This is a genomic window from Streptomyces sp. NPDC039462 (assembly GCF_055639375.1).
Genome location: NZ_JBVKAO010000001.1, coordinates 550,985 through 574,651, shown reverse-complemented (window position 1 = coordinate 574,651; position 23,667 = coordinate 550,985). Strand labels below are relative to the sequence as shown.

The following is a 23,667-nucleotide window of genomic DNA, read 5'->3' as shown; positions in this document are numbered from 1 at the left end:
AGGAGGACCGCCCGGCGGGGCCGGTGTGGCCGGCGCGCGTCATCGGCGCGGGCCACGGTCTGTGTGACGGAGGTGTCGTGACCGTCCGTCAGCCGACTGCTGAGCCGGACCTGTTGTCCCGGAGAACGAACAGGACGGATTCGCTTTTGTGAGCGAACCGGGCTCCTGACCCGCGTTCCCAGCCGCGGTGAGTTCAATCGTCCTCGTCGCCCACTGCCCCGTTCCGGAGTCGCGGATGGTGCGGGGATGATGTCCCGCATGCTGGCAGCGATCGGTCTGGACGAGACGCACGAGTCGGCGTACCGGGCGCTGGTGTCGGTGGGCGCCGCCGACGTCGCGGACCTGGCGCGCAGGCTCGGCCTCGGCGAGCCGGAGACCGAGCGGACGCTGCGCCGCCTGGAGCGGCACGGCCTGGCCGCGCAGGCGTCCGGCAGGGCGGGCCGCTGGGTGGCGGCGCCGCCCGGCGTCGCGCTCGGGGCGCTCCTCACCCAACGGCGGCACGAGCTGGAGCGGGCCGAGCTCGCGGCGACGCTGCTCGCCGAGGAGTACCGGGCGCAGGCCACCGAACCGGCCGTCCACGACCTGGTCGAGGTGGTCACCGGGGCGGCCGCCGTCTCGCAGCGCTTCCTCCAGCTGCAGCTGGGCGCGAGCGACGAGGTGTGCGCGCTGGTGACCGGCAGCCCCGTCGCCGTCACCGGCATGGAGAACAGCGCCGAGGAGCAGGCCGCGGGGCGCGGTGTGCGCTACCGCGTGGTGATCGAGCGCACCGTCCTCGACCTGCCGACCGGCCTGGTCGAGCTGTCGACGGCGATGGGCCGCGACGAGCGGGTGCGGGTGGTGGACCGCGTCCCGACCAAGCTGGTGATCGCCGACGGCTCGCTCGCGATGGTCCCGCTGACCTCGCGCACGGCGGAGCCCGCCGCCCTCGTCGTGCACGCCAGCGGTCTGCTCGAATCGCTGACGGGCCTCTTCGAGGCGGTGTGGCGACAGGCGCTGCCGCTGCGCATCGGCGAGGACGGCAGCACGCTCACCGAAGAGGCCCCCGAGGGCCCGGACGGCACCGACCTGGAGATCCTGTCGCTGCTCCTCGCCGGCCTGACGGACGCGAGCGTCGCCAAACAGCTCGATCTGGGGCTGCGCACGGTGCAGCGCCGGGTGAAGCGCCTGATGGAGCTGGCGGGCGTGACGACGCGGCTGCAGCTGGGCTGGCACGCGTACGAGCGCAACTGGGTGGCGCGGCGCCCGCGGCCGCACCGGAACCGGGCCCCGGGCGCCCGGGGGCAAACCTGACCTGCGGTTTCGCCGGATCTCGGGCACTCTGGGCAGATGGGAGCGTGGGAACTCCTGCTGGTCGGTGTGGTGATGCTGCTCGGCCTGTGCGGAGTGCTGGTGCCCGGCGTACCGGGGTCGTGGCTGGTGTGGGCCGCGGTCCTGTGGTGGACGCTGCAGGACCCGAACGGCCTCGCCTGGGGCATCCTCGTCGGCGCGACGGCCGTGCTGCTCGCTTCGCAGGCCGTGCGCTGGCAGCTGCCGCCCCGGCGGCTGCGCGAGAGCGGCGCCACGCGCCGGATGGGGGTCTTCGCCGGGGCCGGCGCGCTCATCGGATTCTGCGTGCTGCCGGTGATCGGGGCGATCCCCGGCTTCGTCGGCGGGATCTATACCGGGGAGCGGCTGCGGCTCGGCGGGCACGGCGAGGCGGTGGCGGCGACGCGGGCGGCCATGCGGGGCGGCGGCGGCAGCGTGCTGGCCGAGCTGTTCGCGTGCCTGCTGATCCTCGGCGCGTGGCTGGGCGCGCTCATCTGGGGCTGAGCCGCCCTCACCCCGACCGGTGCCGGTCCTCTTCGACCAGGTCGATGTCGATCTGGTCGCTGATGAGCTTGTGGGTGCCGCCGCCGGGATCGTGCGGTGCCGGATCCTCCTGGAGCACCGCGGTGGGCTTCCGGTGTACGTGGACGGTGGGGAAGGCCGCGCCGGTCGTCCCGGCCAGCACGGCCGCGGCAGCCGCGGCGATGACGGCTCGGCGGACATGGCTGCGCATGACGGGCACCTCCATCGGTCGGGGTGACGACGCGCAGTCTCCCTCCCCGGGATGAGAGGGCCTCTTAGAAGTCGGCGGGGACCGCCAAGGCCAGGTGGCGCAGGGCGTAGGAGCGCCACGGGCGCCAGGAGTCGGAGGGCGGTTCCGGTGCGCCGGGCAGGGCCACGTCGGGGTCGCCGAGCGCCCGCATCCGGATGACCGCGGCCGTCCGCGCGTCCAGGCCGGGCAGGGCGCGGAGCGCCGCCTCGGCGTCGTCGCGGTCCGCGCCCGCGTCCAGGCGCAGGGAGCCGTCGGCGAGCGCCGCGGCCAGTGCGCCGAGGGGGCCCGGCTCGGCGGCCAGCTCGGCCGGTGCCGGGAAGACGTGGGTGAGCCGCCCGCACGCCGCGTCGAGGATCTTGCCGTGCCGCGCCACGAGCCGCTCGGCGCCCTCCCGGCCCACCAGCGCGCGCACCGCGAACTCGTCGGGGTCGGCGGCGCCCGGCGACCGCAGCCCCGGCCGGGCGGCGACGAGCGGGGCGAGCCGGGGGTCGGCGGCGAGCCGGGCGTCCACGGCGTACGGGTCGGCGTCCAGGTCGAAGAGGCGGCGCAGGCGTTGGACGGCGGTGGTGAGGTCGCGCAGGTCGGTCAGGTGAAGGCGGGCGTCGAGCCAGCCGCCGCGGTGCAGGGCCTCGGTGCCCGACCCGCCGCCGGTGGCCGCCGCGGACCCGTCGTGCGCCTCCTCGACGGCCACGATGCCCGTGCCGTACGGCAGCCGGAGCGTGCGCCGGTAGGTGCGGGTGCCGCGCTCGCCGGTGACCTCCTCGATCCCGGTGACCGCTTCGGCGGCGAGCAGGTCGAAGACGGCGTCGGCGCGGTAGGGGCCCCGGTGGGCGAGGCGCAGCGGGATGCCGGCGGCGGGTGTGGCCCGGGCCGCGCCCCGCCGCGGGGCGGCGGCGCGCAGGGCGGTCGGTGTCAGCGCGTACACCGCCTTGATGGTGTCGTTGAACTGCCGGACGCTGGCGAACCCGGCGGCGAACGCGATCTCCGTGATCGGCAGATCGGTGGTCTGCAACAGCACGCGGGCGGTGTGCGCGCGCTGCGCCCGCGCCAGGGCGACGGGTCCCGCGCCCAGCTCGGCGGTGAGCTGGCGCTGCACCTGCCGGGCGCTGTAGCCGAGGCGCACGGCGAGTCCCGGGACGCCCTCGCGGTCGACGACGCCGTCGCCGATCATGCGCATGGCGCGTCCCACCACGTCGGCGCGTACGTTCCAGTCGGCGGAGCCGGGCACGGCGTCCGGCCGGCAGCGGCGGCAGGCACGGAAACCGGAGGTCTGGGCGGCGGCCGCGGTGGTGTAGTAGCGGACGTTCTGCCGCTTGGGGGTGACGGCGGGGCAGCTCGGCCGGCAGTAGATACCGGTCGTCGCGACGGCGAAGAAGAACTCCCCGTCGAACCGGGCATCCCGGCTGCGCACGGCCTCGTACCTGGTCTCTTCATCGATCACAGGTCCATTGTGGAGCGGCGGGAGGCCGCGGGCTGGCGGATTTCGGACACGGGGCTGCCCCACCCGGGGGGGCGCAGCCCCGTCAGGGGGCGCAGCCCCCAGGGGCGCGGGGAACTGCGCGCCCAGCCACAACGAACCCGCAGCTCCCCACCGCCCTGCCCCTGCTCAGCGCAAGCGCCCTCGCTTGATGTCCACCGCCGCACGCCCCTCCGCCCCCCGCAGCCGCCACTGGCGGCGCATCTCCGCGCGGGCCCGCGCGTCCGTCTTGGCGACGATGCGCTGGTTCTCGCGGATCAGCTTGCGGTAGCTGTCGAGGCGGCGTTCGGGCAGGGTGCCGTCCTCGACGGCGGCGAGCACCGCGCAGCCGGGCTCCGCGGCGTGGGCGCAGTCGTGGAACCGGCAGTCGGCCGCCAGTTCCTCGATCTCGGAGAAGACCTGTCCGACGCCGCTCTCGGCGTCCCACAGGCCGACCCCGCGCAGTCCCGGTGTGTCGATGAGGACTCCGCCGCCGGGCAGCAGGATGAGGTTGCGGGTCGTCGTGGTGTGGCGGCCCTTGCCGTCGACGTCACGGATCGCCTGGACCTCCATGATGTCGGCGCCGGCGAGCGCGTTGGCCAGCGTCGACTTCCCGGCGCCGGACTGGCCGAGCAGCACCGACGTACCGCCGGAGACGACGGCCGACAGGATGTCGACGCCCTCTCCTGTCGTGGAGCTGACCGGCAGCACCTGCACGCCGGGCGCCGAGGTCTCCACGTCCTCGACGAGGTGGCCGAGCGTGGCGGTGTCCGGCACGAGGTCGGCCTTGGTGAGCACGACCACGGGCTGCCCGCCCGACTCCCAGCCGAGGGCGAGGAAGCGCTCGATCCGCGCGAGGTCGAGCTCAGCGGTGAGCGGCACCGCGATGATCGAGTGGTCGACGTTGGCCGCGAGGACCTGTCCCTCGGACCGCTTGGACGAGGTGGACCGTACGAAGGACGTGCGCCGCGGCAGATACGCCTGTACGTAGCGGGGGTCGGCGCCGTCCGGATCCACGGCGACCCAATCGCCGGTGCACACGACCTTCAGCGGGTCGCGCGGGGTGACGAACTCGGTGTCGGCCCGCACGGTTCCGTCGGCGGTGACGACGTCGCACTGTCCGCGGTCGACCCGGAGGACGCGCCCGGCCACGAGGCCTCGTGCCGCGTACGGCGCGAACTCGGTTTCCCAGTGGGTGTCCCAGCCATAGGCGCTGAGGAGGAGGGATGAAGAGGTTGCAGAGGAAGACAAGGGGTGACCCTTCACAGGGTGGCCCCGGCACACGCGCACTGTCGGCGCGGAGAGATTCAGGTCAGCCGGAGGCCACGGAGGTGGACTTGATGAACTTCCGGATGCGGGCAGCGCCCATCGCAAGGACAGCCATCGGTCTACACCTCCAAGATCACATGGAACGAGTACCGGCAGTAGAGTAACCACCGGATCGCTTACAACTTTAGCCGCCCCTTCGGGGGCGCACCAGCTAATTAGAGGTCACACAGCTGGCAGACGACGCGCGGAACACGGCCGAGCACGCGGCCCGGCCTCTCCTGAGTCGCACTGGCTAAGGTGCATTGCAACTCTGGCTACCATTGCGAGTGTCTGGTCTCATCGCTCAGGCTCGTCAGGCCCCGCCTCGAGCGACGTGCCGGGACAGGTGCTCTTCGAAGAATCTTCCTAGGCGCCGCGAGCTCTGTCTCGGCGCCCCGCAATGTAGCGATCAGCCTTGCGGGCATGAGGTCCGTGGCAGGTTTCCTGTCGACGTCGTCGGTGCTTCAATGAGCCGCGCCCGCTCACGAATTGCGTTGAACGCCTCTCGCTACTTATCCCATTCAATGCCCTCTGAAAGCTTCAACCACTTTGCATCCGTGTCAGTGGCTTCTTGCGCAGCAAGGACCACCAGTTAAAGCACGCCGTGGCGAGCACTGCCCTCAAGGCACATCGCAGCCTGAAGGAGCGGTTCCACAGCCACCTCGTCCTCGCTGGGTTCATACCCAGAACGAAAGGGCCGGTAGTAGTCCCACGGCTCGTCAGGCTCGCTCAGTGGTTCCAGTGCCTTAAATAGTGACTCAAACGCGGCCAGCGGCGCATGTGGCGCAGACTGACGAGGATTCCTCACCCGGCGGGTAGTGCCTTCACCGTAGAAGCGGATGCGCCAGACGTACCAGCGGACCGCACCCCTCGCCCTACCTGCGTCCGAACTCGCGCTGTCACTGGCACCGTTGGCGTCGCAGGCGGCCGAGGCGACCACGCAGTTCCGGTCCGGGCCATGTGCGGCATGGTGACGGCGGGGGCTTGGGGGCGGGGTTGGCTGGCACGGCTACTCCACTGCCTCCAAGCCGTGGCCCTGCACGTCGCAGTGCGGCAGCCCTAACTCAGCGCGACAGCAGCGTCTGCACCAAGCGCAGGGCCTCTCGGGTGCCCCGGAGCAGGAGGAGGAGGACGCGGTGGGCCGCCTCACGGCGGTACGGATGGTGCGACCAGACCGCGGGGAGCACCACTCCCGCGAACCCCAGGAGTAGGGCCAGCAGCACCAGGGTGCCGACGGGCGTGAGGAGGGCGACGGTCTGGACGGCGGCTTCGGGCATGTGGACTCCCGGCGGTCTGGAAGGACAGCGTCACGGGTGCATGGACGCCCGCGGCACACGAGTTGCCGGGACGTACCGGATGTAGACACAGTCCAGTCGATTGCCGCGCCGGGTGGCGTGGCAGGGCCAACGTCCCTGTCCAACGGGGCGTTGCGCGACCGTCCGGGACGGTTCCGCCATGTACCGGGGCATCGTGCCTGGTGGGCGGCCTAGAATCGGGAAGGCGTCCAGTGCTCCGTGCTGGACGGACTGGACGCCGGAGGACACTTTGCCTGACAGCTGGCGCGGCGAAGACAGCGCACAGGTTGATCTCTTGGCCCGGCTGCGCAGGCTCGGGGATGTTCACGCACGCGTGCGGCAGGCAGGGCAACCTAGCCTCGCCGTTCTCGCGCGGGCGGCAGGGGGCCGGGCGAAGACGACCGTCGGGGAGTGGCTGAAGGGCAGCCGGCTGCCGCAGCAGCTGGAGGACCTGCTCGGCGTGGTAGACGCGCTGCGCGCCGCCGCACTGCGGCACCCCGGCGGAATCGACGACGCGGACCGCGACCTGTTCGACGATGACATTTGGCGCACACTGCACATGGCGGTGGCACAGGGGCGCGCCCGATTGACCGGGGAGAGAGTGCGGGCCGCGGGCGTCGGTCGGACACAGGACTGGCACGGGGGGCGACGGAGCTGCCCGGACCTGCCCGACCAGCCACGCCTCGTCGCCCAGTGGGGACCACGCGACCTCGGCGTGCATCCGGCGATCTCCGGGGCGCAGAGCTCCGCCCACGGTGCCGCTTTCGTGCTTCCTACCTATCTTCCCCGCGACCATGACCGACGGCTGCGAGCGCTCCTCGACCGGACCGCGCAGGGCGGTGACACACTGTTCGTCGTCGTCCAGGGCGAGTCCTGCACAGGCAAGACCCGGGCCGCGTACGAGGCGGTGCGCGCCTGCCTACCGGACTGGAACCTGGTCTTCCCAAAGGGCTCCGAGAGCCTTCTGGCGCTCCTCGCGGCGGACATGATCGGTCCGCGTACCGTGCTGTGGCTGGACGAAGGGCAGGAGCTCCTGGCGGGGGAACGGGGCAAGGAGGCCGCCGCCCGACTGCGCGGACTGCTGGAGCTGCCAGGACCGATCGTAGTGCTCGCTACCATGTGGCCGGAACACCGGAGGGCGCTGCTCACCCGGCCCGAGACGCCCTTGCGTGACCTACATGCGCAGGCCCGAGCCCTGCTGACCGCAGGAGTCATCGTGCACGTCTCGGCCGCCTTCCCGGCCGACATGATGCGCAATCTCGGACGGACAGCCGATCCCTCGCTGTCCACGGCTGCGCTGACCAGCAGGGACGGAGAACTCGCCCAGACGCTGGCGGCGGGCCTCGAACTGGTCGCGTTCCACGAGTCGTCCGATACCGTTCCGGCCCGCTACGGCAAGGCGATCGTCACGGCCGCGATGGACGCCCGCCGCCTCGGACACGGACCTGCGCTGTCCGACGCCTTCCTAAGCGGGGCTGCCCGCACTTACCTGAGCGAGACAGAGCGCGCCGAGGCCGCCCCCGACTGGTTCCGGCAGGCACTGGCCCATGCCGGAACTCGGGTCAAGGGTGTCGTCGCGCCGCTCGGCGGCATACCCGACCCCAGCGGGATGGGAGCGCGGCCGGGGACGCGCAGACTCGCGGACTACCTCGACCATCACGGCCGTACGACGCGCTCCTATCTGTGCCCCGGCGCACCTTTCTGGGAGGCCGCCGCGCGGAGCGCGGGAACCGCGGCGGATCTGTACGCACTCGCCGACGCCGCGGCCAAGCGGAGCCGCTACCGGATCGCAGACGACCTGCGACGACGGGCGGCGGAACAGGGTCACGCCCCTGCCTGGACCGAGATGGCTCAGTTCCGAAAGGACCGCGGCTACCATCCGGAAGCCGTCGCCCTCCTCAGGAAGGCCCACGCCGCGGGCGACCCCGGTGCGCTAGCGACGCTCATTCACTGGCATTTGGAGGACCAAGACCTCGACGGTGCTCTCCGACTGGTCCCCGAGATCACACGCACGAAGGACCCGAAGAGCCTGCTGTACCTGGCACAGACCCCGGAACTCGTGGGAGGTGACGAGGAGGCGGAACGGTTTGCCATGAAAGCCGCGGAGCTCGGCGACGCGGAGGCACTGACCCTCATGGGCCGCCGCCACCTGCTCGCGGGGGACAGCGGTGCGGCGGAGGGACTATTCCAGCGTGCGATCGCCGCCGGGGACCACAGTGCCGCTTTCGAACTCGCGAGGATGAGACTGGTCGACCAGCACGACGTGGCGGCGGCCGTAGCCGCGGCGGAACAAGCCGCCGAGCTAGGTGACTTCTTCACCATGGGGATGATGGCCCAGCTCGTGATCAGCATCAACGCCGCAGAAGGGTGCCGCATGGCACGACGGGCCGCCGACTTCGGCGGAGTCTCCCCGGCTCACACATCACGCCTGTCAGCCTGGGAGAACTTGGTCCGTCAGCAGGGCCTCGCCGTGCTCGCCGACCACGCCCGGCAGACCGAGGGGGAGAGCGCGGGCGAGGCGGTACTGCTGGCAGCCGCGGAGGCAGGCGACCTGCACGTCGTAGCGTGGCTCGCCCAGCGCAGGAGGCAGTTCGATGACCAGGCCGGAGCCGAGCGATTGTACCGGCGAGCGGCTGAAGGGGGCTACGCGCCGGCGCTGCTGTCACTCGCTCGGTCGCGCCGGGAAGCTGGGGACACGGAAGAGACTGAGCAGCTGTGCCGCACGGCGATCGACGCGGGCCAGGTCTCAGCCGCCGGGGCGCTGGCCGAGGTGTACGAGGAGCGCGGCGAACAGGAGCGGGCGAGCTCGCTAGTCCTGTATGGCCTGGATCCCGACGGCACCCCCGCAGACCCCTGGTTTCCCCCGCGCGAAGGCCACGAGCCGGCTAGAGGCCACGACGCGATCGGCGGCTGGATCACGGTCAAATAGGCCACGGCTGACTAGGACTGTCCCATTGATCGTCACTCGCTTCGAGCAGAGCCGTGGGGGTGGAAAACCAGGATGAGACACCCCGCAGAGCCTCTTCGACCCCTTGCGGAGGTTTTGCTGGAAGCGAGGACCTGGGCTGCTCGCGCGGCGGATGTACCAGCGAGCTCCACCTGGGCGGACGGCCACTGGTGCCCGTTGTCCCTGATCGTCACTGTAGTTCGGAGGGAAGACCGCACCCAGTTCAATCCGATTCTCACGAAGATCCGCGTTCCCGGACCTGGACCAGGTCAGCCGCGCATAAAGCGGAACGACCTCATGGCCGACATGGCATACAGCAACCGCCTGTGCCGCGAATACTTGCGGCACCATGGTCTCCTTCGCACGATTGCCGGAAAGACCGACAGTTGGCCAGCTCAACTGCGGGAGACAATACGGATGAGGGCCACCGGACCTTGATGAAGCGCGGCACAAGAAGCACAACACCGTCGAACTGACAATCACCCCCTTGCAGTAGACCCGCGCGGTGGCCACTCGCTACGGTAAGCGCGGCTACGCCTACCCCGACACCGTCATCGCCATAACCGCAATCCTCTGGTCCTGGACCTGCCGATCGGCTCGCTCAACCACCGCTCGCAGGAGGCCACTGATGGCCGCTTGGAGCCACGTCGCCATACGTATCGACGACCTCAGCACCATACCCGCCCCTGTACGCAGCCATACTGGCTTTAGCGCCGTCACTGCTCGGCCCTGCGACCAGCGCGGAGAGATTGCCGTTCCCCCGTCAGCCACCGCGATCGCCATCGACTGCCCGCACGAGCGGCCCGAGAAGGTCGATGTTCCGTCGCGGCTGCCCGCCCGACTCCCAGCCGAGGGCGAGGAAGCGCTCGATCCGCGCGAGGTCGAGCTCAGCGGTGAGCGGCACCGCGATGATCGAGTGGTCGACGTTGGCCGCGAGGACCTGTCCCTCGGACCGCTTGGACGAGGTGGACCGTACGAAGGACGTGCGTCGCGGCAGATACGCCTGTACGTAGCGGGGGTCGGCGCTGTCCGGGTCGACGGCGACCCAGTCGCCGGTGCACACGACCTTCAGCGGGTCGCGCGGGGTGACGAACTCGGTGTCGGCCCGCACGGTTCCCTCGGCGGTGACGACGTCGCACTGACCGCGGTCGACCCGGAGGACGCGCCCGGCCACGAGACCTCGCGCCGCGTACGGCGCGAACTCGGTTTCCCAGTAGGCGTCCCAGCCATAGGCGCTGAGGAGGAAGGAACCGAGCGAACCCTCAAGAGAGGAGAACGGCAGGGAAGAGGAGAAGGATCAAGAGGAAGACAAGGGGTGACTGCTTTCCGCGCCCCGGATTCCGTGGTGTTGTGCCCGGTGAACGCCCACAACGCGAGGCCCAGGAAGCTGAGCGTGGCGCCCAGCGCGCAGACGGCGCCCCAGCCGGCCGCCGCGTAGAGGGAGGTGGCGGCCAGGGCGCCGGTGGCGCTGCCGATCGAGTAGAAGACCATGTAGCCGCCGATCAGACGGCTTCCCGCCTCCGGGTGCAGCGCGTAGATCAGGGTCTGGTTGGTGACGTGGACCGCCTGCACGGCGAGGTCGAGGAGGATCACGCCGGCTGCCAGGGCCCAGAGCGAGCTGCGGGTGAAGGCCAACGGCAGCCAGGAGACGGTGAGCAACGCCAGGGCGATGCCGGTGGTGCGCCGGGAGAGCCCGCGGTCGTTCAGGCGGCCCGCCACGCCCGCGGCCAGGGCGCCGACGACACCGATCAGTCCGAACGCCCCGATCGCGCTGTGGGACAGGGAGTACGGCGCTTCGCTGAGCGGCAGCGCGACGCTGCTCCACAGGGTGCTGAACGCGGCGAAGACCAGCAGGCCGAAGAGGGCCCGCAGGCGCAGGATTCGTTCCTGTGCGAACAAGGTGACCGTGGAGCGCAGGAGTTGGCCGTAGCGCAGGGTCGTCGGCGGGACGACGCCGTGGCGCGGCAGTACGCGGTACAGGACCAGGGCGAGCAGGGCGGTGAGCGACGCCGAGGCGGCGTAGACGGAGCGCCAGCCCGCGAGATCGGCCATCAGGCCGGAGGCGGTGCGGGCGAGCAGGATGCCGATGACGACGCCGCTGGTGACGAGGCCGACGACGCGGCCGCGCCCGGCGGCGGGTGCCAGTGACGCCGCGAAGGCCACCAGGGTCTGTGTGACGACCGCGAGGAGCCCGGTCGCGGCCACGCCCACGAGCAGTGTCGCAGCCGTGGGGGCGGTGGCGACTACGGCCAACGCGGCCACGAGGAGCAGCAGTTGGGCGACGACGAGCCGCCTGCGGTCGGCCATGTCGCCCAGCGGCACGAGGAAGAAGAGTCCGAGGCCGTAGCCGACGTGCGTGAGCGTGACCACGCCGCCGACGAGTGCCGGGCTCATGGCGAGGTCGTGGCCCATGGCGACCAGGAGCGGCTGGGAGAAGTAGACGTTGGCCACCGCGGCACCGCAGGCGACGGCGAACAGGGCGACGACGCCGCGGGACAGGACGTACGCGGAGCCCTCTCCGCCTTCTCTCTCGGCCTCGGTCCGTCGCGGCACGGCCGCACAGTTGCCGGACATGGGCACCCCCTCCGTACGTGGTTGCATCTTGCCACCAGTGGCGACGGCGTCGACGGTAACCGCCTTGGTAGCATGTTGCAACCAGGTGGGAGCGCCGGGTGCGGGAGTGCCGGATGCGGGAGTGCCGGACGCGAGAGACACGAGTACACGAGAGTGAGGGACGCCATGGTGAGCAGGACCCGCTTCGACGACAGCGAGTGCCCCGTCGCCCGGTCGGTGGACGCGATCGGCGACTGGTGGTCCCTGCTGATCGTGCGGGACGCCTTCGACGGAAGCCGGCGCTTCGGGGAGTTCCAGCGGAGCCTCGGCGTGGCGAAGAACATCCTCACCGCACGCCTGCGCACGCTGGTCGCCGGCGGCATCCTCGAATCCGTCCCGGCCTCGGACGGCAGCGCCTACCGCGAGTACGTACTGACCGCGAAGGGCGAGGCGCTCTTCCCCGTCATCGTCGCCCTGCGGCAGTGGGGCGAGGAGAACTTCTTCGCCCCCGGCGAACCGCACTCGGAGCTGGTGGACCGCCGACAGGGGCAGCCTCTGCGCGCACTCGACGTGCTGGCCGCGGACGGACGACGGCTGCGCCCGGACGACACCGTCGTCCACAAGGTCACTCCCGACGACAGGAGTTGAGGCCCGGCCGTCAGTCGCGGTCCTCCCCCGGCCGGTGCGCCACGAACACCAGCTCCCGGCCCGGCCGGTCCGGCGCGTCGCGGACGGCGTCCAACACGTAACCTCCAGCGGACAGTTCCGCCTCGACCTCCGCGCGGTCACGGAAGCGCAGCGTCGAGTCCGACGTCAGCACCTCGCCGTCGGCGGTGAAGACGTAGGTCCAACGGAACGACACCAGCGGGCCGTTGACCTCCGTCACCTCCACCCAGCTCTCGACCGCCCCCACACCGGGGACCTCCGTGACGCCGTGCGTGGCCTCGCGGTGCCAGTTCTCCCAGGCGCGGCGGGCCGGGTCCCGGGTCTCGAAGACCAGGTGCCCGCCCGGGCGCAGCGCCTCACGAGCGCCTCGCAGGGTCTCGCGCCACGCGTCCGGATCGGTGATCTCCTGGGCGACGTTCGCCGTCATGGTCGCGAGATCGACGCGCAGCGGCGGCAGCGCGGTCGCGTCGCCGTGGAGCCAGCGCACCCGATCGCCGCCCGGCTTGGCGCGGGCCACATCGAGGGAGGCCTCCGCGGGGTCGACGCCGACGACGTCGACCCCGCGCGCGGCCAGGAGCAGCGCGAACACGCCGGTGCCGCAGCCGATGTCGAGGACCCGGCGCACCCCGGACTCCTCCGCCATGCGGAGATACGGGTCGAGGTCGCCGCGGTCGGGGTCGAGCGCGTCGTAGAGCGCCGCGAGGCGGGGATGCCCGAATTCGGCGGCTACGGTGCCGTCGACTTCGTCAGCCACGTGATGCCCCCTTAGTTGGTGACCGATTCGGCGTGAGTGGCGTGTGCCGCGCGTGCGGCGCGCCACTCGGGTGCCAGTACCGACCAGATCTCGGTGTCCTGCCGTACGCCCCGATAGGGGTCGTTCTCGCGCTGGAGTCCCTCGCGGCTCATGCCGAGCCGTTTGGCCACATTGACACTCGGGGTGTTCTCGGGGGCCACCAGCCACTCCACGCGGTGGATGCCGCGGGTCTCGATCGCCCAGTCGATGACGACGCGCACCGCGCGGGTGACGAGGCCGCGTCCGGCGGCGTCCGGTTCCAGCCAGCAGCCGACTTCGCAGGTGCCCGCCGCCGCGTCGAAGGCCCGGAGGAGGACACCGCCGACGAGTCGTCCGTCGAGCCGGATGCCGTACAGCCGGCCGGTGTCCGCGGCGGCCTTGTCGGCGTACGCCTGGAGCCAGGAGCGGGCGGAGTCCAGGTCGGCCGTGATGTCGGGGAGCCCGACGTAGCGGCCGATGAAGTCGCGGCCACGGTCCATGTGAGCGAGGAACTCCTCGGCCTGCCAGGGCTCCAGCGGCCGCAGTTCGGCCCCGTCGCCTCCATCGCCTGCGTCACCCAGGGGTATCGCGAACATCCTCTTCCTCCACAGTGGCCGCTCGGTCGCTCCGGATCTTCGCACGACTGTGCGCGCACTCGGCCGGAATTTGTCCGTCGGCAGTGACCGACGGCGGTCGCGAGGCGAAGAGGAGGCCGGGCTCGCCGCCCGCGCCCGCCGGGCTGCACGCGCCGGTCCGTCGCGGAGCCGTACTGGGGCCATAGACGCCGTACTGGGGCCATAGACGCAGACAGGTTGAGCGGAGGGGGCTGTTCCGGACAGATGTGGCGCCCCGGCGATGTGGCCGGTCTTGTCGTGGACGAATTAGTTGCCTCAGCCATCCAATGGGGATGGATCAGGGACGAACCGCACTTGCGAGGTGCTTCCATGGCCGAGACGACGAAGCCGATCGAATCCATCACCTTCCCCCAGGACCGCACGTGTCCGTACCACCCGCCCACCGCCTACGCACCGCTGCGCGAGGACCCGCCGTTCTCCCGCGTCAGTCTGTTCGACGGCCGTTCCGTCTGGCTGGTCACCGGGCGGGCGGCGGCGCGTGAGCTGCTCGTCGACCCGCGGCTGTCCGCGGACCGCGAGAACGAGGCCTTCCCCATCCCGACGGAACGCTTCGCCCGGCTCCGCGATCGCCGCGTCGCCCTGCTCGGCGTCGACGACCCGGAGCACAACACCCAGCGCCGCATGCTGATCCCCAGCTTCTCCGTCAAGCGGATCGCGGCCCTGCGCCCGCAGATCCAGGCGACGGTCGACCTGCTCCTCGACGACATGGTCGAACAGGGGCCGCCCGCCGAGCTGGTGAGCGCGTTCGCGCTGCCTGTCCCCTCGATGGTCATCTGCACCCTGCTGGGGGTGCCCTACGCCGACCACGAGTTCTTCGAGGAGCAGTCGCGGCGGCTGCTGCGCGGGCCCACCCCCGACGACACGCAGCAGGCGCGGGAGGAACTGGACGCGTACTTCTACGAGTTGATCGACCTCAAGCGCGCCGCCCCGGGCGACGGACTGCTCGACGAACTCATCCAGCAGCAGCTCGCGTCGGGCGCGGTGGACCGGGACGAGCTGGTCAGACTCGCCACCATCCTGTTGATCGCCGGGCACGAGACGACGGCGAACATGATCTCCCTCGGCACGTTCACGCTGCTCCAGCACCCCGAGCGGCTCGCCGAACTGCGGGCCGGGCTGCGCGCCGACCCGCCGCTGATGCCGGCCGCCGTCGAGGAGCTGCTGCGCTTCCTGTCCATCGCAGACGGGCTGCTGCGGGTGGCGAAGGAGGACATCGAGACCTCCGCAGGCACCATCCGCGAGCACGACGGCGTCATCTTCGCCACGTCCCTCATCAACCGTGACGGCACGGTGTACGAGGATCCGGAGGGCCTGGACTGGCACCGCGCCGACCGGCACCACCTCGCCTTCGGCTTCGGCATCCACCAGTGCCTGGGCCAGAACCTCGCCCGGGCCGAGATGGAGATCGCGCTGGGGAGCCTCTTCGAACGCCTGCCGGGGCTGCGCCTCGCGGCGCCTCCGGAGGACATCCCCTTCAAGCCGGGCGACACGATCCAGGGGATGCTCGAACTCCCCGTCACCTGGTAGGGGGCGGCCACCGTGGAGCTGGAGCGCGTGACGATTCACGTCGACAAGGACCGGTGCGTGGGCGCGGGCATGTGTGCGCTCACCGCGCCGAGCGTCTTCACCCAGGACGACGACGGCCTCAGCGAGGTGCTGCCCGGCCGCCAGGACGGTGGCGGGGACCCGCTGGTACGGGAGGCCGCGCGGGCGTGCCCGGTGCAGGCGATCAGCGTCGAGCCAGACTGATGCGCCATCAATACATAGACAGTGACAGGGGCTTCACTCTTCGAGCGTGGCCGTGAAGCTTCCGCCGTACGCGTGGTGGGTGTCCACCTCGATCCGGGTGCCGCCAGGGGCCCTGCTCACCCGGACCTGTGGATCCGCGGTCACCTTGCGCAGGGGGCGGCCGCGGAGCAGGACCGTCACGGCGCTCCGGTCCGTCGTCGGGTCGGACACCGCGACGGAGACGGTCCTGCGCCCCTTCGCGGCCTGGCGGCGCACGATGACCGAGGCCGGGCCGTGCACGCGCACGCCCGCGGTCTCGTGCCACCCCCGGGTGAAGGAGTTGGCGGCCGTGATGCCGAGCCCCGCGTGGGAGACGGCTTGCAGGTGACGGGAGTTGGCGAGGACCTTGAGCGGCCCATGGCGGTGGGCGCGCAACCGGTCGTCGTCGGCGTTCGGCACCAACGCGTAGGCAAGCCGCGCGGGTCGGACGCCCGCCGCCCCGTCGACAGTGACGCCGAACACCGAACGCGTCACCGCCGTATCGGGGTTGGCGGTGCGCACGGCCCTGCGGCTGCGGGTGACCCGGTCCAGGGTGACCCGCACCCGCGGGGTGTCGAGGAGGATGTAGCCGACCGCGGTACCCTCCGTGGCGTTGGCGTAGCGCAGCCAGCGCAGGTCGGCGGTGCCGGGGCCGGTCCAGGGGCGGCCGTCGCGGAGCATGCCGGTGAGGGTGATCCGGTCGTCGGCGGCCGCGATGCGGGCGTCGACGGTCGTGGTGACGGCGCGCCCCGCCGCGTCGCCGACGTCCGCGGCGAGCACCACGATCTCCTCGTCGAGCAGGAACCACGACTTCGTCGCCGTCGCGTTCCGGTACACCACGAAGTCGTCGGGCAGCAGCGCCCGGTCGCGGTACGCCGCGTCGTCGGACTGCACCATCCCCGCCGCGCCGTACGCCCCGAGGACGGCACCGCCCGAGTACCGGGCAGTGCCGCGCGGGAAGTAGACGTACTTGTTCTGCGACTCGGAGGAGGAGGTGAAGTGGAGGGGGTGGCCGGGGTTGTCGTAGAACGGCTTGCCGTACAACTCCGGTACCGTGCGCCGCTGTTCGACCGGCGCGGTGACGCCCGCGAGGCCGTACGGCGAGACCGTGGTGTAGTAGTCGACGCCGTACGCCCGGGTCTGGTCCTGCCCGGAGAGGTAGAGGTAGTACGCGCCGTCGCCCTGGAACCACGGCATGAGGTTCTCGCCGCTCATGTACTCGTACTTGCTGATCCGGTCGGAGCTCCGCGCGAGCGCGAAGGCGTAACCCGGCCTGCGGTGCACGGTCTTGTCCATGGCGTTGAACGCGACGCTGCGGGCGGCCGGGTTGAGGTCTGCGGGCGGGACGGCGGTGTCGCCGAGGATGTCGGCGTAGCGGACGACGCTGACCGGTGAGACGAAGCGGGCCGGGTCCAGGGCGGTGCGCGAGGTGGCCCTGACGTGTTTGACGTAGCTCTTGAGGCCGGTGGCCGCGGCGCCCGTCGCGAGTGAGGACAGGTCGACGACGGCCTCGACGACCACTGCCACGTCGGTGTACCCGGAGTCGGGGCGCGACACCGCCCGGCCCTTGACGATCTCCATCATCCAGCCCTCGAAGATCAGCGGGGCGAAACCGTTCCGCACCCAGCCGTACACGGTCGGCACGAGCTCCTCGCCGTGCGCGAACCCGGTGCCTTCGAGGATCTTGAGGGTCTGTACGACGCGGGTGAGCAAGCCCTTCCCGTACGAGCCGGTGTACGCGACGGACGCGTGCTGGATGAAGGAGCCGTCGGCGTAGTGGCCGTCGGTCACGCCGTGCCGCAGCCGGTAGGGGTCGATGGTGAGGAAGACCGTCAGCTGGTCGGTGAGGGCCTTGCGGATCCGCGCCTCCCCCGGCTCGCCCAGGAGGGCTCCCTGGAGGATCCGGTTGGTGGTGATGTCGGCGAGGTTGGCGCCGGTGTGGAAGCGCGAGTCGAGGTCCACGTCGCCGTCGGTGCCGTTGCGCAGGTAGGCGTCCATCGAGGCGACGTAGGCGGGCAGCAGGTCGGGGCGGTGGGCGGCCACTTCGTCGGCGAGCAGCACGAGGGTCTTGCTGACGTGCTGCGAGATGCCGATCTCCCAGTGGAACCAGTTGCCGTAGTAGCCCTTGGCCTGGTCCCCGTAGTAGCGCTCGTGCAGCCAGGCGAGAGCGTCGATCACCCGGCGCCGCACGGCCCGGTTGTCGTACAGGTCGGCGGGGAGGCCCGGCGTGCGGGTGGCCAGGGCGATCTCGTACAGCCTGCGGTAGGCGGTGTTCAGGTTGGCCTCGTCGGTGCCGAGCACCAGGCCCGCGAAGAGCTCGCCCTCGCCGGCGTCGTCCATCGCCTTCAGGTCGGCCCGCGCGGTCCGCTCGACGGCGGCGAGCTTCGCGGCCGCCTCGGGGCGCGCGTTGGACGCGGCGGTACCGGCGAAGACCGCCACGGTGTTGGCGAGGAGCCGGGCGCGGCCCGCCTCGCTCGCGGCGGCGGTCAGCCGGCCCACGGGGACCACCGCCAGGAGACCGGCGGCCGACAGGGCGGACAGCAGGCGTCTGCGGGTGAGCTCCATGACGGCCTCCAACGACGGCGTACGACGGCATGCGTGGCGTTCCGGGGGCGTGCGGCGAGCGGAGTCAAGCAGACGCCCCGACCGGCGACAAGGGTCCCCGGCCGGGGAGGCCCGGGCGGATTGATAGCGTCCACTCCGATCATGGTGCCGCGCTGGGCGCCGTTCACGGGGGAAGGGGAGCGCCGTGCCCGAGGGAGGCTCGCCGCGCACGGTGCGGCGGCGCACCTGGCTGGTGGCCGTGCTGGCGGTGACGCTGCTGGCCGCGTCGTCGGTGACCTGGGTCGCCGTGTCGCGGGCCGAGGAGCGGGAGGACCGGCTCGACACCAACCGGGAACTGGTTGCGCGGGGCTGCGCGGGCCTGCTCCGGGAGGAGCTGTACGCCTCCGTGCCGGACGACGAGCGTGGCGTACTGGACGAGTTCGGGACGCTGCTGCACCCCCGGCAGGAGAGCCGCGCGCTGCTCGACTGCACGCTGGCCTGGGGCGGCGACGGCGGGACGTCGGAGGCGGACGTCCAGGCGCGGGTGCGGGCCGAGGCGGTGCCGGAGCGTATGTCACCGGCGGCGCTGACGGGCGACTTCGGCCTGCCTCTCCCGCCGAGCGCGGCGGGCGGTGTGGGCGCCGTGGACCGCTGGGACGGCGACTCGGTCGCGGCGTCCCTGCTCGTCGACTGCCCGAAGGGGCTGGAGGGGCGGGGCCGGTCCACGCGGGACCTGCTCGTGTCGGTGGACCTGCCGTCCGAGGCCGGGGAGTACGCCGACGAGTCCGACATTCCCGAGGCCGACCGGCTCGCCACCGCCCGGACCGCCGCGAAGATCGCCAACTGGGTGACCCGCAAGCAGGGATGCGGCAGCGAGCCGCTGCGCACCGAGCCCGGCAGCGCCCCGGACAAGGCGCCGAAGCTCTGCGCCTGGCTCTCCCCCGAGGCGCAGCGGCTGGCCCCCGGCGAGTGGACGTTCGACGGGAACGACTCGGCGTACAGCCGGCGCGCCGGCGCGTGCGGCGGCCGGTGGGACGACACCGCGGGCTCCCCCGACCACCTCGCGGTCGTGGCGGCGGACGTGGAGAGCTGGTCGGGCGTCCTCGCCCGCGGCGCCTACGAGGACCACGCGGAGAAGGCGCCGGGGCCCGGCCCCGGGACGCCGGCCGCGCACGACAAGCCCGTGACGGTCGAACGGTCGGGGGACGACCCTCGACTCGCCCTGTGGGCGCGGTCCGCGTGCGTGGCGGGGCCGACCTATCACCGCGTGACGGTGACCCCCGCGTTCGACTTCGGCCGCGGGCCGGAGGAGGACGAGGTCGTCCTCGGCCCGAAGGACCAGCGGCGGATCTCCCGGCAGGCGCGGGCCGTGCTCGACCGCTATCTGGCGGCGCCCGACGGGTGGCCCCGCCGTTCGCACTGCCGTGGGACGAAGATCGTGGGAGAGGTGGCGGAGTGGCGCGAGCGGGACTGACCTGGCGGACGAGGACGGGGCGCGCGGTCCTGTCGTCCTGCGGGGCGCTCGTCGCCCTTGCCCTGGCCGCGGGCGGCTTCTACTGGTGGGGCGGCCCGCACGAGCGCCGCGTGGCGCAGCGGGTGCTCGACGAGGCCTGCGAAGGCGTGCTGCCCTCGCGGGAGATGCGGGACGTCCTCGGCGACGGGCCGTTCGGGACGGGGCCAGGCCGGGTGGACGTGCGATCGGCGCACCGGGCCTCGGACAGCGCCGGGGACGGGGAGAAGGACGTGAGGCGCACGGTCACGTGCAGCGTCAGTGGTGACGGTGCTTCCGTGGCGGGCGGCGCCGGGGGCGAGGCCGAGGTCGAGATCACCGTGCAGAGCGTGCCGCAGCGGCGCGGCGACGGAACCGCGGCCGAGGCCGGCGCCGACCGTGAGGCCGGACGAGGTTACGGCGAGGGCCCGTTGTACCCGGAGCCGGAGACCGAGCTGCCGCCCGTGGGGCTCGGCGGCGGCTGGCGGGGCCTGTTCTCGACCGGTGAATCCTTCACGAGCGATTCCGACGGCGACAGCCGGGGGACCGCGGTGACGCTCCTCGACTGTGCCGGGGACCGCGGTGGGCTCCTCGTCACGGTCGCGGCGCAGGACGAGGACGTCACGCTGGACGACCCGCGCCGCCGCACCGCCGTCGCGCGGATCGCCACCGCGACGGCCGCGAAGGCGTCGGCGAAGTGGGGCTGCGACGCCGAGGCGGGCAAGCCGCCGCGTACGGTGGCGCTCCCCGTCAACGCCGAGGAGAGCGTGCCGCTCGCCGACGCGTCCAGGACCTGCCGGGGTGTCCCCGGCCGGGGCGGGCGGCTGTCCCGGGCATGGGAGAGCGCGAGCTCCGGCGCTCCCGTCGAGGTGTGCGTCGTGGCGGGCGAAGGGCCCGACCTGCCGGGGACGAGGACGGAGACGGGTACGGGTACGGGCGCGGCGGACGAGGTGCGCCGCTACCACCTCGTCGCCTTCTACGGCCCGTACGCGGAGGCCGAACGGCTCGCCCACCAGGAACGCCACGGCGAGTACACCGAGAAGCCGGTCCCCGGCGAGGCCCCGGCGGGCCGGCTGGCGGGCGGCGGCCACTGGGCGACCGCGGCGTGCCGGGACGGGAGCGGCCCTGCGCTGTTCACGGTCCGGGACGAGGAGGCCTGGCACGGGGACCGTTCCGGCACGTACGGGAAGGACCGGGCCAAGCCGTCCGCGGCCGACCTGGAGTACGAGCGGGCCGCGCTGGCGGAGTTCGCCCGCCACTCGGCCCGCGCGCACGACTGCGAAGCCCCGGCCCTGCCCTGAGCCCCCCCGGCCGGGCCGGGCGGCCTCCTCCCTCACCCCTGCCGGGTCCCGGCCCGCCCGGCGATGTGCGGCGGGAGTGCGATCCCTGTCCGCAGCAGCGGGTCCGGCACCGGTTCGCCCCAGGTGGCCGTGAGCGGCAGGTTGCCGGCCCAGACGTCGAGTCCGGCGTCCGGGCCGTCGCCGTCGTCCGGTGGCCCCGCCGCCGTCTTGACCGAGGCCTCCGCGAGGGAGAGGGCCAGCAGGGTGGTCGCGGCGAGTTCCTTGCGGCTGGGGCGGCGGGCGTAGTCCCACTGGCCCGGGGTCGCGTGCTCGGTGAGCAGCCGCAGGCCGCGCAGCTTCTCCTCGGGGTCGGTCACCCGGCGCGGGACGCCGTGGATCATCGCGCTGCGGTAGCTGACGCCGTGTTCGAACACCGAACGGGCGAGTATCAGCCCGTCGACGTGCGTCACGGTGACGCAGACCGGCGCCTCGGGGTCGGCCGCCAGGCTGCGGCTGGCGACGGAGCCGTGCAGGAAGAGGTGGGTGTCGTCACGACCGTACACGGTGGGCACGACCATCGGGTGGCCGTCGACGACGACGCCGAGGTGGCAGACGAAGCCCGCGTCGAGGATCGCCTCCAGGTCGGCACGGTCCAGACTGCCCTGTTCGCGCAGGCGGCGGTGGCGGGTGCGGTCGGTGAGGGGCAGGACGGCGGGGAGCGTGGCAGTGTCTCCCACAGTTGCTTGGGGCTGGGGCTGAGGCTGAGGATGCTCATGGTCATCGTTCACGACGCGACAAGTTACCGAGCGTCGGGGGCGGGTGGGGCGGCCAGGGCAGCGGTGGGTGCGGGGGCGGCGACCGCCGTGTCGGGCGCGGCGGGTGCGTCAGGCGCGGGCACGGCGACTGGCGCGGCGATCGCGGCGACGATGGCGAGGGTGGCGACGGCTCGCAGGGTCCACTTCATCGCGGCCGGGTTCGTCGCGGCCGGGTTCAGCACGGCCTGGTTCATCGCGGTCTGGTTCAGCACGGTCAGGCTCCGATCTCGGCGTGTGACGGCCCGTCATGGCAGGCAAGGCGCGCCACGGCATGCAAGGCGCGTCACGACACGGCATCTGTTGCATGGGATACGTGCGGTGGCACGCGTCTTGATCGTCGCCTCCCGCCCCGTACCCCGGCATCGTCCGGAAGTCGCGGCCGGGTCCGCCCCACGGGGGAGGTCGCCCTCCCCTCTCGGGCCTCAGACGACCAGTACCCGGCGTCCGCGCGTATGGCCGGCCTGGCTGTCGATGTGTGCCGCCGCGGCGTCGGCCAGCGCGTACGACTTGTCGACCGGGATGTGGAGCCTTCCACGCGAGATGAGGTCGGCGGCCTCGGCGAGTGCGTCCGGCACGCTGCCGGCCGCACCGGAGAACCGGACGCCGTGCTCCGGCGCCGTGAGGTCGGCGATGGAGACCACCTTCCGTGGGTCGCCGGTCAGCTCGACGAGCTCGCGGAGCACACCCGAGCCCGCGAGGTCGAGGGCCGCGTCGACCCGGCCGAGGGCCCGCACTCGCTCGACCCACCCCTCCCCGTACGTCGTGGCGAGGGCGCCCAGGCCCCGCAGATAGTCCTGGTTCGCGGCCCCGGCCGTGCCGATGACCGTGATGCCGCGCTCGCGGGCGATCTGCAGCACCGCCGACCCCACTCCCCCTGACGCGCCGCTGACCAGCAGCGTCTGACCGGGCAGGACGCCGACCTCGCGGAGGACGCGCAGCGCGGTCTCCACCACGGAGGGGTACCCGGCAGCCTCTTCGAACGTCAGCCCCTCCGGCATCAGCGCCCACGCCGACAGCACGGCGAACTCCGCGTACGTGCTCGCCCCTTCGCCGAACACGTGGTCTCCGACCCGCACCCCTTCGACACCCTCGCCGACCTCGTCCACCACCCCGGCGGCATCGAGGCCGACTCCGGCGGGCAGCTCGATCGGATGGGCCGACAGGACCTGGCCCTCCCTGACCCGCCAGTCGACGGGGTTCACACCCGCCGCCCGCACGGCGATGCGTATGTGGCCGGGGCCCGCGTGGGGCTCCTCGGCGTCGATGAGGTGCAGGACGTCCGGGCCGCCGAACTCGGCGAAGCTCACTTTCTTCATGCGGCGGACGCTAACACTAACGGTTAGCGTTTCACAACGAATAGCTTTCCCTAACAGCTTCAGTTTTGCATTTGGTAGCGTGCGCGCATGACCGTGCCGACCGGACGCCGCGAGCGCAAGAAGGCCGCGACCCGTCAGAAGATCGCTGACACCGCCCTGCGGCTCTTCCTGGAACGCGGCTACGAGGCGGTGGGCATCCGGGACGTGGCCGCCGAGGCCGACGTGGCCGTGACCACGGTCTTCTCCCACTTCGCCTCGAAAGAGGCGCTGGTGTTCGAGCAGGACGAGGACTTCGAGCAGCGCCTCGCGCGGGCGGTCACCGACCGGGCGCCGCACGAGCCGCTCATCCCCGCGCTGCGACGCGAGATCCACGCACTGGTGCGGCACTGCACGGCGGACGGCGCCGCCCCGGTCTGGCGCATGATCGAGGAGACGGCCGCCCTGCGGAAGTACGAGGAGTCGATGAGGCTGCGCCACGCGGAGGCGCTGGCGGCCGCCATCGCCGCCGAGCCCGGTCTGTCGCGGACCGACACGGCCTGCCGCACGATCGCGAGGTTCGCGGTCGACGCCTACTCCGTGGCCCGCGAGGCGGATGACCCGGAGGCCGCGGTGGACGAGATCTTCCAGATGATCGAAGCAGCTTGGCGGGCCGCGGGCCCTTCTTGAGGGACCCACCGGGAAGGACTCGGCCGGAGGACGGGAGCGTGGCGGGTCCAAGTCCGGCTCGAAGAATCCAACGACTTGCGG

At 72.2% G+C, this 23,667-nt stretch carries 19 protein-coding genes and 2 pseudogenes; 9 read left to right on the top strand and 12 right to left on the bottom strand.

Going from position 1 to position 23,667, the window contains the following annotated elements:
* Positions 1-258: 258 nt before the first annotated feature.
* Both ACZ7LU_RS02320 and ACZ7LU_RS02315 read left to right on the top strand, forming a co-directional pair.
* A complete protein-coding gene (locus tag ACZ7LU_RS02320; protein WP_471915413.1) occupies positions 259-1,290 on the top strand; it encodes a helix-turn-helix domain-containing protein in 1,032 nt (343 codons plus the stop codon).
* Between the two features lie 36 nt (positions 1,291-1,326).
* The gene (locus tag ACZ7LU_RS02315) at positions 1,327-1,809 is read left to right on the top strand and encodes a DUF456 domain-containing protein (RefSeq protein WP_471915412.1); all 483 of its coding nucleotides are present in this window, start codon (positions 1,327-1,329) and stop codon (positions 1,807-1,809) included.
* Positions 1,810-1,816: 7 nt separating this feature from the next.
* Here the strand turns inward: ACZ7LU_RS02315 and ACZ7LU_RS02310 are convergent, their stop codons facing one another.
* From ACZ7LU_RS02310 to ACZ7LU_RS02295, 4 genes are all read right to left on the bottom strand, one after another.
* Positions 1,817-2,038 (bottom strand): hypothetical protein, encoded by a 222-nt coding sequence (locus tag ACZ7LU_RS02310; protein WP_471915411.1) that lies wholly within the window; start codon positions 2,036-2,038, stop codon positions 1,817-1,819.
* 64 nt (positions 2,039-2,102) lie between these two features.
* A complete protein-coding gene (locus ACZ7LU_RS02305; protein ID WP_471916457.1) occupies positions 2,103-3,515 on the bottom strand; it encodes a DNA-3-methyladenine glycosylase 2 family protein in 1,413 nt (470 codons plus the stop codon).
* 168 nt (positions 3,516-3,683) lie between these two features.
* Entirely contained in the window at positions 3,684-4,784 is a 1,101-nt protein-coding gene (gene rsgA, locus ACZ7LU_RS02300) for a ribosome small subunit-dependent GTPase A (protein ID WP_471915410.1), read from the bottom strand.
* A gap of 1,121 nt (positions 4,785-5,905) precedes the next feature.
* A complete protein-coding gene (locus tag ACZ7LU_RS02295) occupies positions 5,906-6,118 on the bottom strand; it encodes a hypothetical protein (RefSeq protein WP_471915409.1) in 213 nt (70 codons plus the stop codon).
* A 268-nt stretch (positions 6,119-6,386) separates the two neighbouring features.
* Between ACZ7LU_RS02295 and ACZ7LU_RS02290 the strand changes: the two genes are divergently transcribed.
* On the top strand, positions 6,387-9,065 hold the full coding sequence (locus ACZ7LU_RS02290; protein ID WP_471915408.1) for a hypothetical protein: 2,679 nt from the start codon (positions 6,387-6,389) through the stop codon (positions 9,063-9,065).
* 844 nt (positions 9,066-9,909) lie between these two features.
* Here ACZ7LU_RS02290 and ACZ7LU_RS02285 read toward each other — a convergent pair.
* Positions 9,910-10,365 (bottom strand): annotated as a pseudogene (locus ACZ7LU_RS02285) (ribosome small subunit-dependent GTPase A); the annotation flags it as partial.
* A 41-nt stretch (positions 10,366-10,406) separates the two neighbouring features.
* A pseudogene (locus tag ACZ7LU_RS02280) lies at positions 10,407-11,657 on the bottom strand (MFS transporter); the annotation flags it as partial.
* Positions 11,658-11,822: 165 nt separating this feature from the next.
* On the opposite strand from ACZ7LU_RS02280, the gene ACZ7LU_RS02275 reads away from it, so the two are divergent.
* Complete coding sequence (locus ACZ7LU_RS02275) at positions 11,823-12,284, top strand: winged helix-turn-helix transcriptional regulator (protein WP_470982515.1); 462 nt, start codon at positions 11,823-11,825, stop codon at positions 12,282-12,284.
* Between the two features lie 10 nt (positions 12,285-12,294).
* Here the strand turns inward: ACZ7LU_RS02275 and ACZ7LU_RS02270 are convergent, their stop codons facing one another.
* Both ACZ7LU_RS02270 and ACZ7LU_RS02265 read right to left on the bottom strand, forming a co-directional pair.
* Positions 12,295-13,056 carry a class I SAM-dependent methyltransferase gene (locus ACZ7LU_RS02270; RefSeq protein WP_471915407.1) on the bottom strand — a complete coding sequence of 254 codons (762 nt, stop codon included), beginning with the start codon at positions 13,054-13,056 and terminating at the stop codon, positions 12,295-12,297.
* An 11-nt stretch (positions 13,057-13,067) separates the two neighbouring features.
* Complete coding sequence (locus ACZ7LU_RS02265; RefSeq protein WP_471915406.1) at positions 13,068-13,670, bottom strand: GNAT family N-acetyltransferase; 603 nt, start codon at positions 13,668-13,670, stop codon at positions 13,068-13,070.
* Positions 13,671-14,018: 348 nt separating this feature from the next.
* Here ACZ7LU_RS02265 and ACZ7LU_RS02260 point away from each other — a divergent pair, with 348 nt between their 5' ends.
* The gene (locus ACZ7LU_RS02260) at positions 14,019-15,236 is read left to right on the top strand and encodes a cytochrome P450 (RefSeq protein ID WP_471915405.1); all 1,218 of its coding nucleotides are present in this window, start codon (positions 14,019-14,021) and stop codon (positions 15,234-15,236) included.
* A 27-nt stretch (positions 15,237-15,263) separates the two neighbouring features.
* Positions 15,264-15,458: a ferredoxin gene (locus tag ACZ7LU_RS02255; protein ID WP_468085382.1), complete on the top strand. Its 195-nt coding sequence runs from the start codon at positions 15,264-15,266 to the stop codon at positions 15,456-15,458.
* Between the two features lie 33 nt (positions 15,459-15,491).
* Here ACZ7LU_RS02255 and ACZ7LU_RS02250 read toward each other — a convergent pair whose 3' ends face one another.
* The gene (locus ACZ7LU_RS02250) at positions 15,492-18,041 is read right to left on the bottom strand and encodes a polysaccharide lyase family 8 super-sandwich domain-containing protein (protein ID WP_471915404.1); all 2,550 of its coding nucleotides are present in this window, start codon (positions 18,039-18,041) and stop codon (positions 15,492-15,494) included.
* A gap of 184 nt (positions 18,042-18,225) precedes the next feature.
* On the opposite strand from ACZ7LU_RS02250, the gene ACZ7LU_RS02245 reads away from it, so the two are divergent.
* Both ACZ7LU_RS02245 and ACZ7LU_RS02240 read left to right on the top strand, forming a co-directional pair.
* Positions 18,226-19,494, top strand: coding sequence for a hypothetical protein (locus ACZ7LU_RS02245; protein WP_471915403.1), 1,269 nt, complete (start codon positions 18,226-18,228; stop codon positions 19,492-19,494).
* Positions 19,476-20,810, top strand: coding sequence for a hypothetical protein (locus tag ACZ7LU_RS02240; RefSeq protein ID WP_471915402.1), 1,335 nt, complete (start codon positions 19,476-19,478; stop codon positions 20,808-20,810). The genes ACZ7LU_RS02245 and ACZ7LU_RS02240 overlap by 19 nt, the downstream gene beginning before the upstream one ends.
* 32 nt (positions 20,811-20,842) lie before the next feature.
* Here ACZ7LU_RS02240 and ACZ7LU_RS02235 read toward each other — a convergent pair whose 3' ends face one another.
* From ACZ7LU_RS02235 to ACZ7LU_RS02225, 3 genes are all read right to left on the bottom strand, one after another.
* Positions 20,843-21,526 (bottom strand): pyridoxamine 5'-phosphate oxidase family protein, encoded by a 684-nt coding sequence (locus ACZ7LU_RS02235; protein WP_471915401.1) that lies wholly within the window; start codon positions 21,524-21,526, stop codon positions 20,843-20,845.
* 62 nt (positions 21,527-21,588) lie between these two features.
* Entirely contained in the window at positions 21,589-21,816 is a 228-nt protein-coding gene (locus ACZ7LU_RS02230; RefSeq protein WP_471915400.1) for a hypothetical protein, read from the bottom strand.
* 210 nt (positions 21,817-22,026) lie between these two features.
* Positions 22,027-22,920: an NADP-dependent oxidoreductase gene (locus tag ACZ7LU_RS02225; protein ID WP_471915399.1), complete on the bottom strand. Its 894-nt coding sequence runs from the start codon at positions 22,918-22,920 to the stop codon at positions 22,027-22,029.
* An 87-nt stretch (positions 22,921-23,007) separates the two neighbouring features.
* On the opposite strand from ACZ7LU_RS02225, the gene ACZ7LU_RS02220 reads away from it, so the two are divergent.
* Positions 23,008-23,586 (top strand): TetR/AcrR family transcriptional regulator, encoded by a 579-nt coding sequence (locus ACZ7LU_RS02220; protein ID WP_471915398.1) that lies wholly within the window; start codon positions 23,008-23,010, stop codon positions 23,584-23,586.
* The last annotated feature ends 81 nt before the right edge of the window (positions 23,587-23,667 follow it).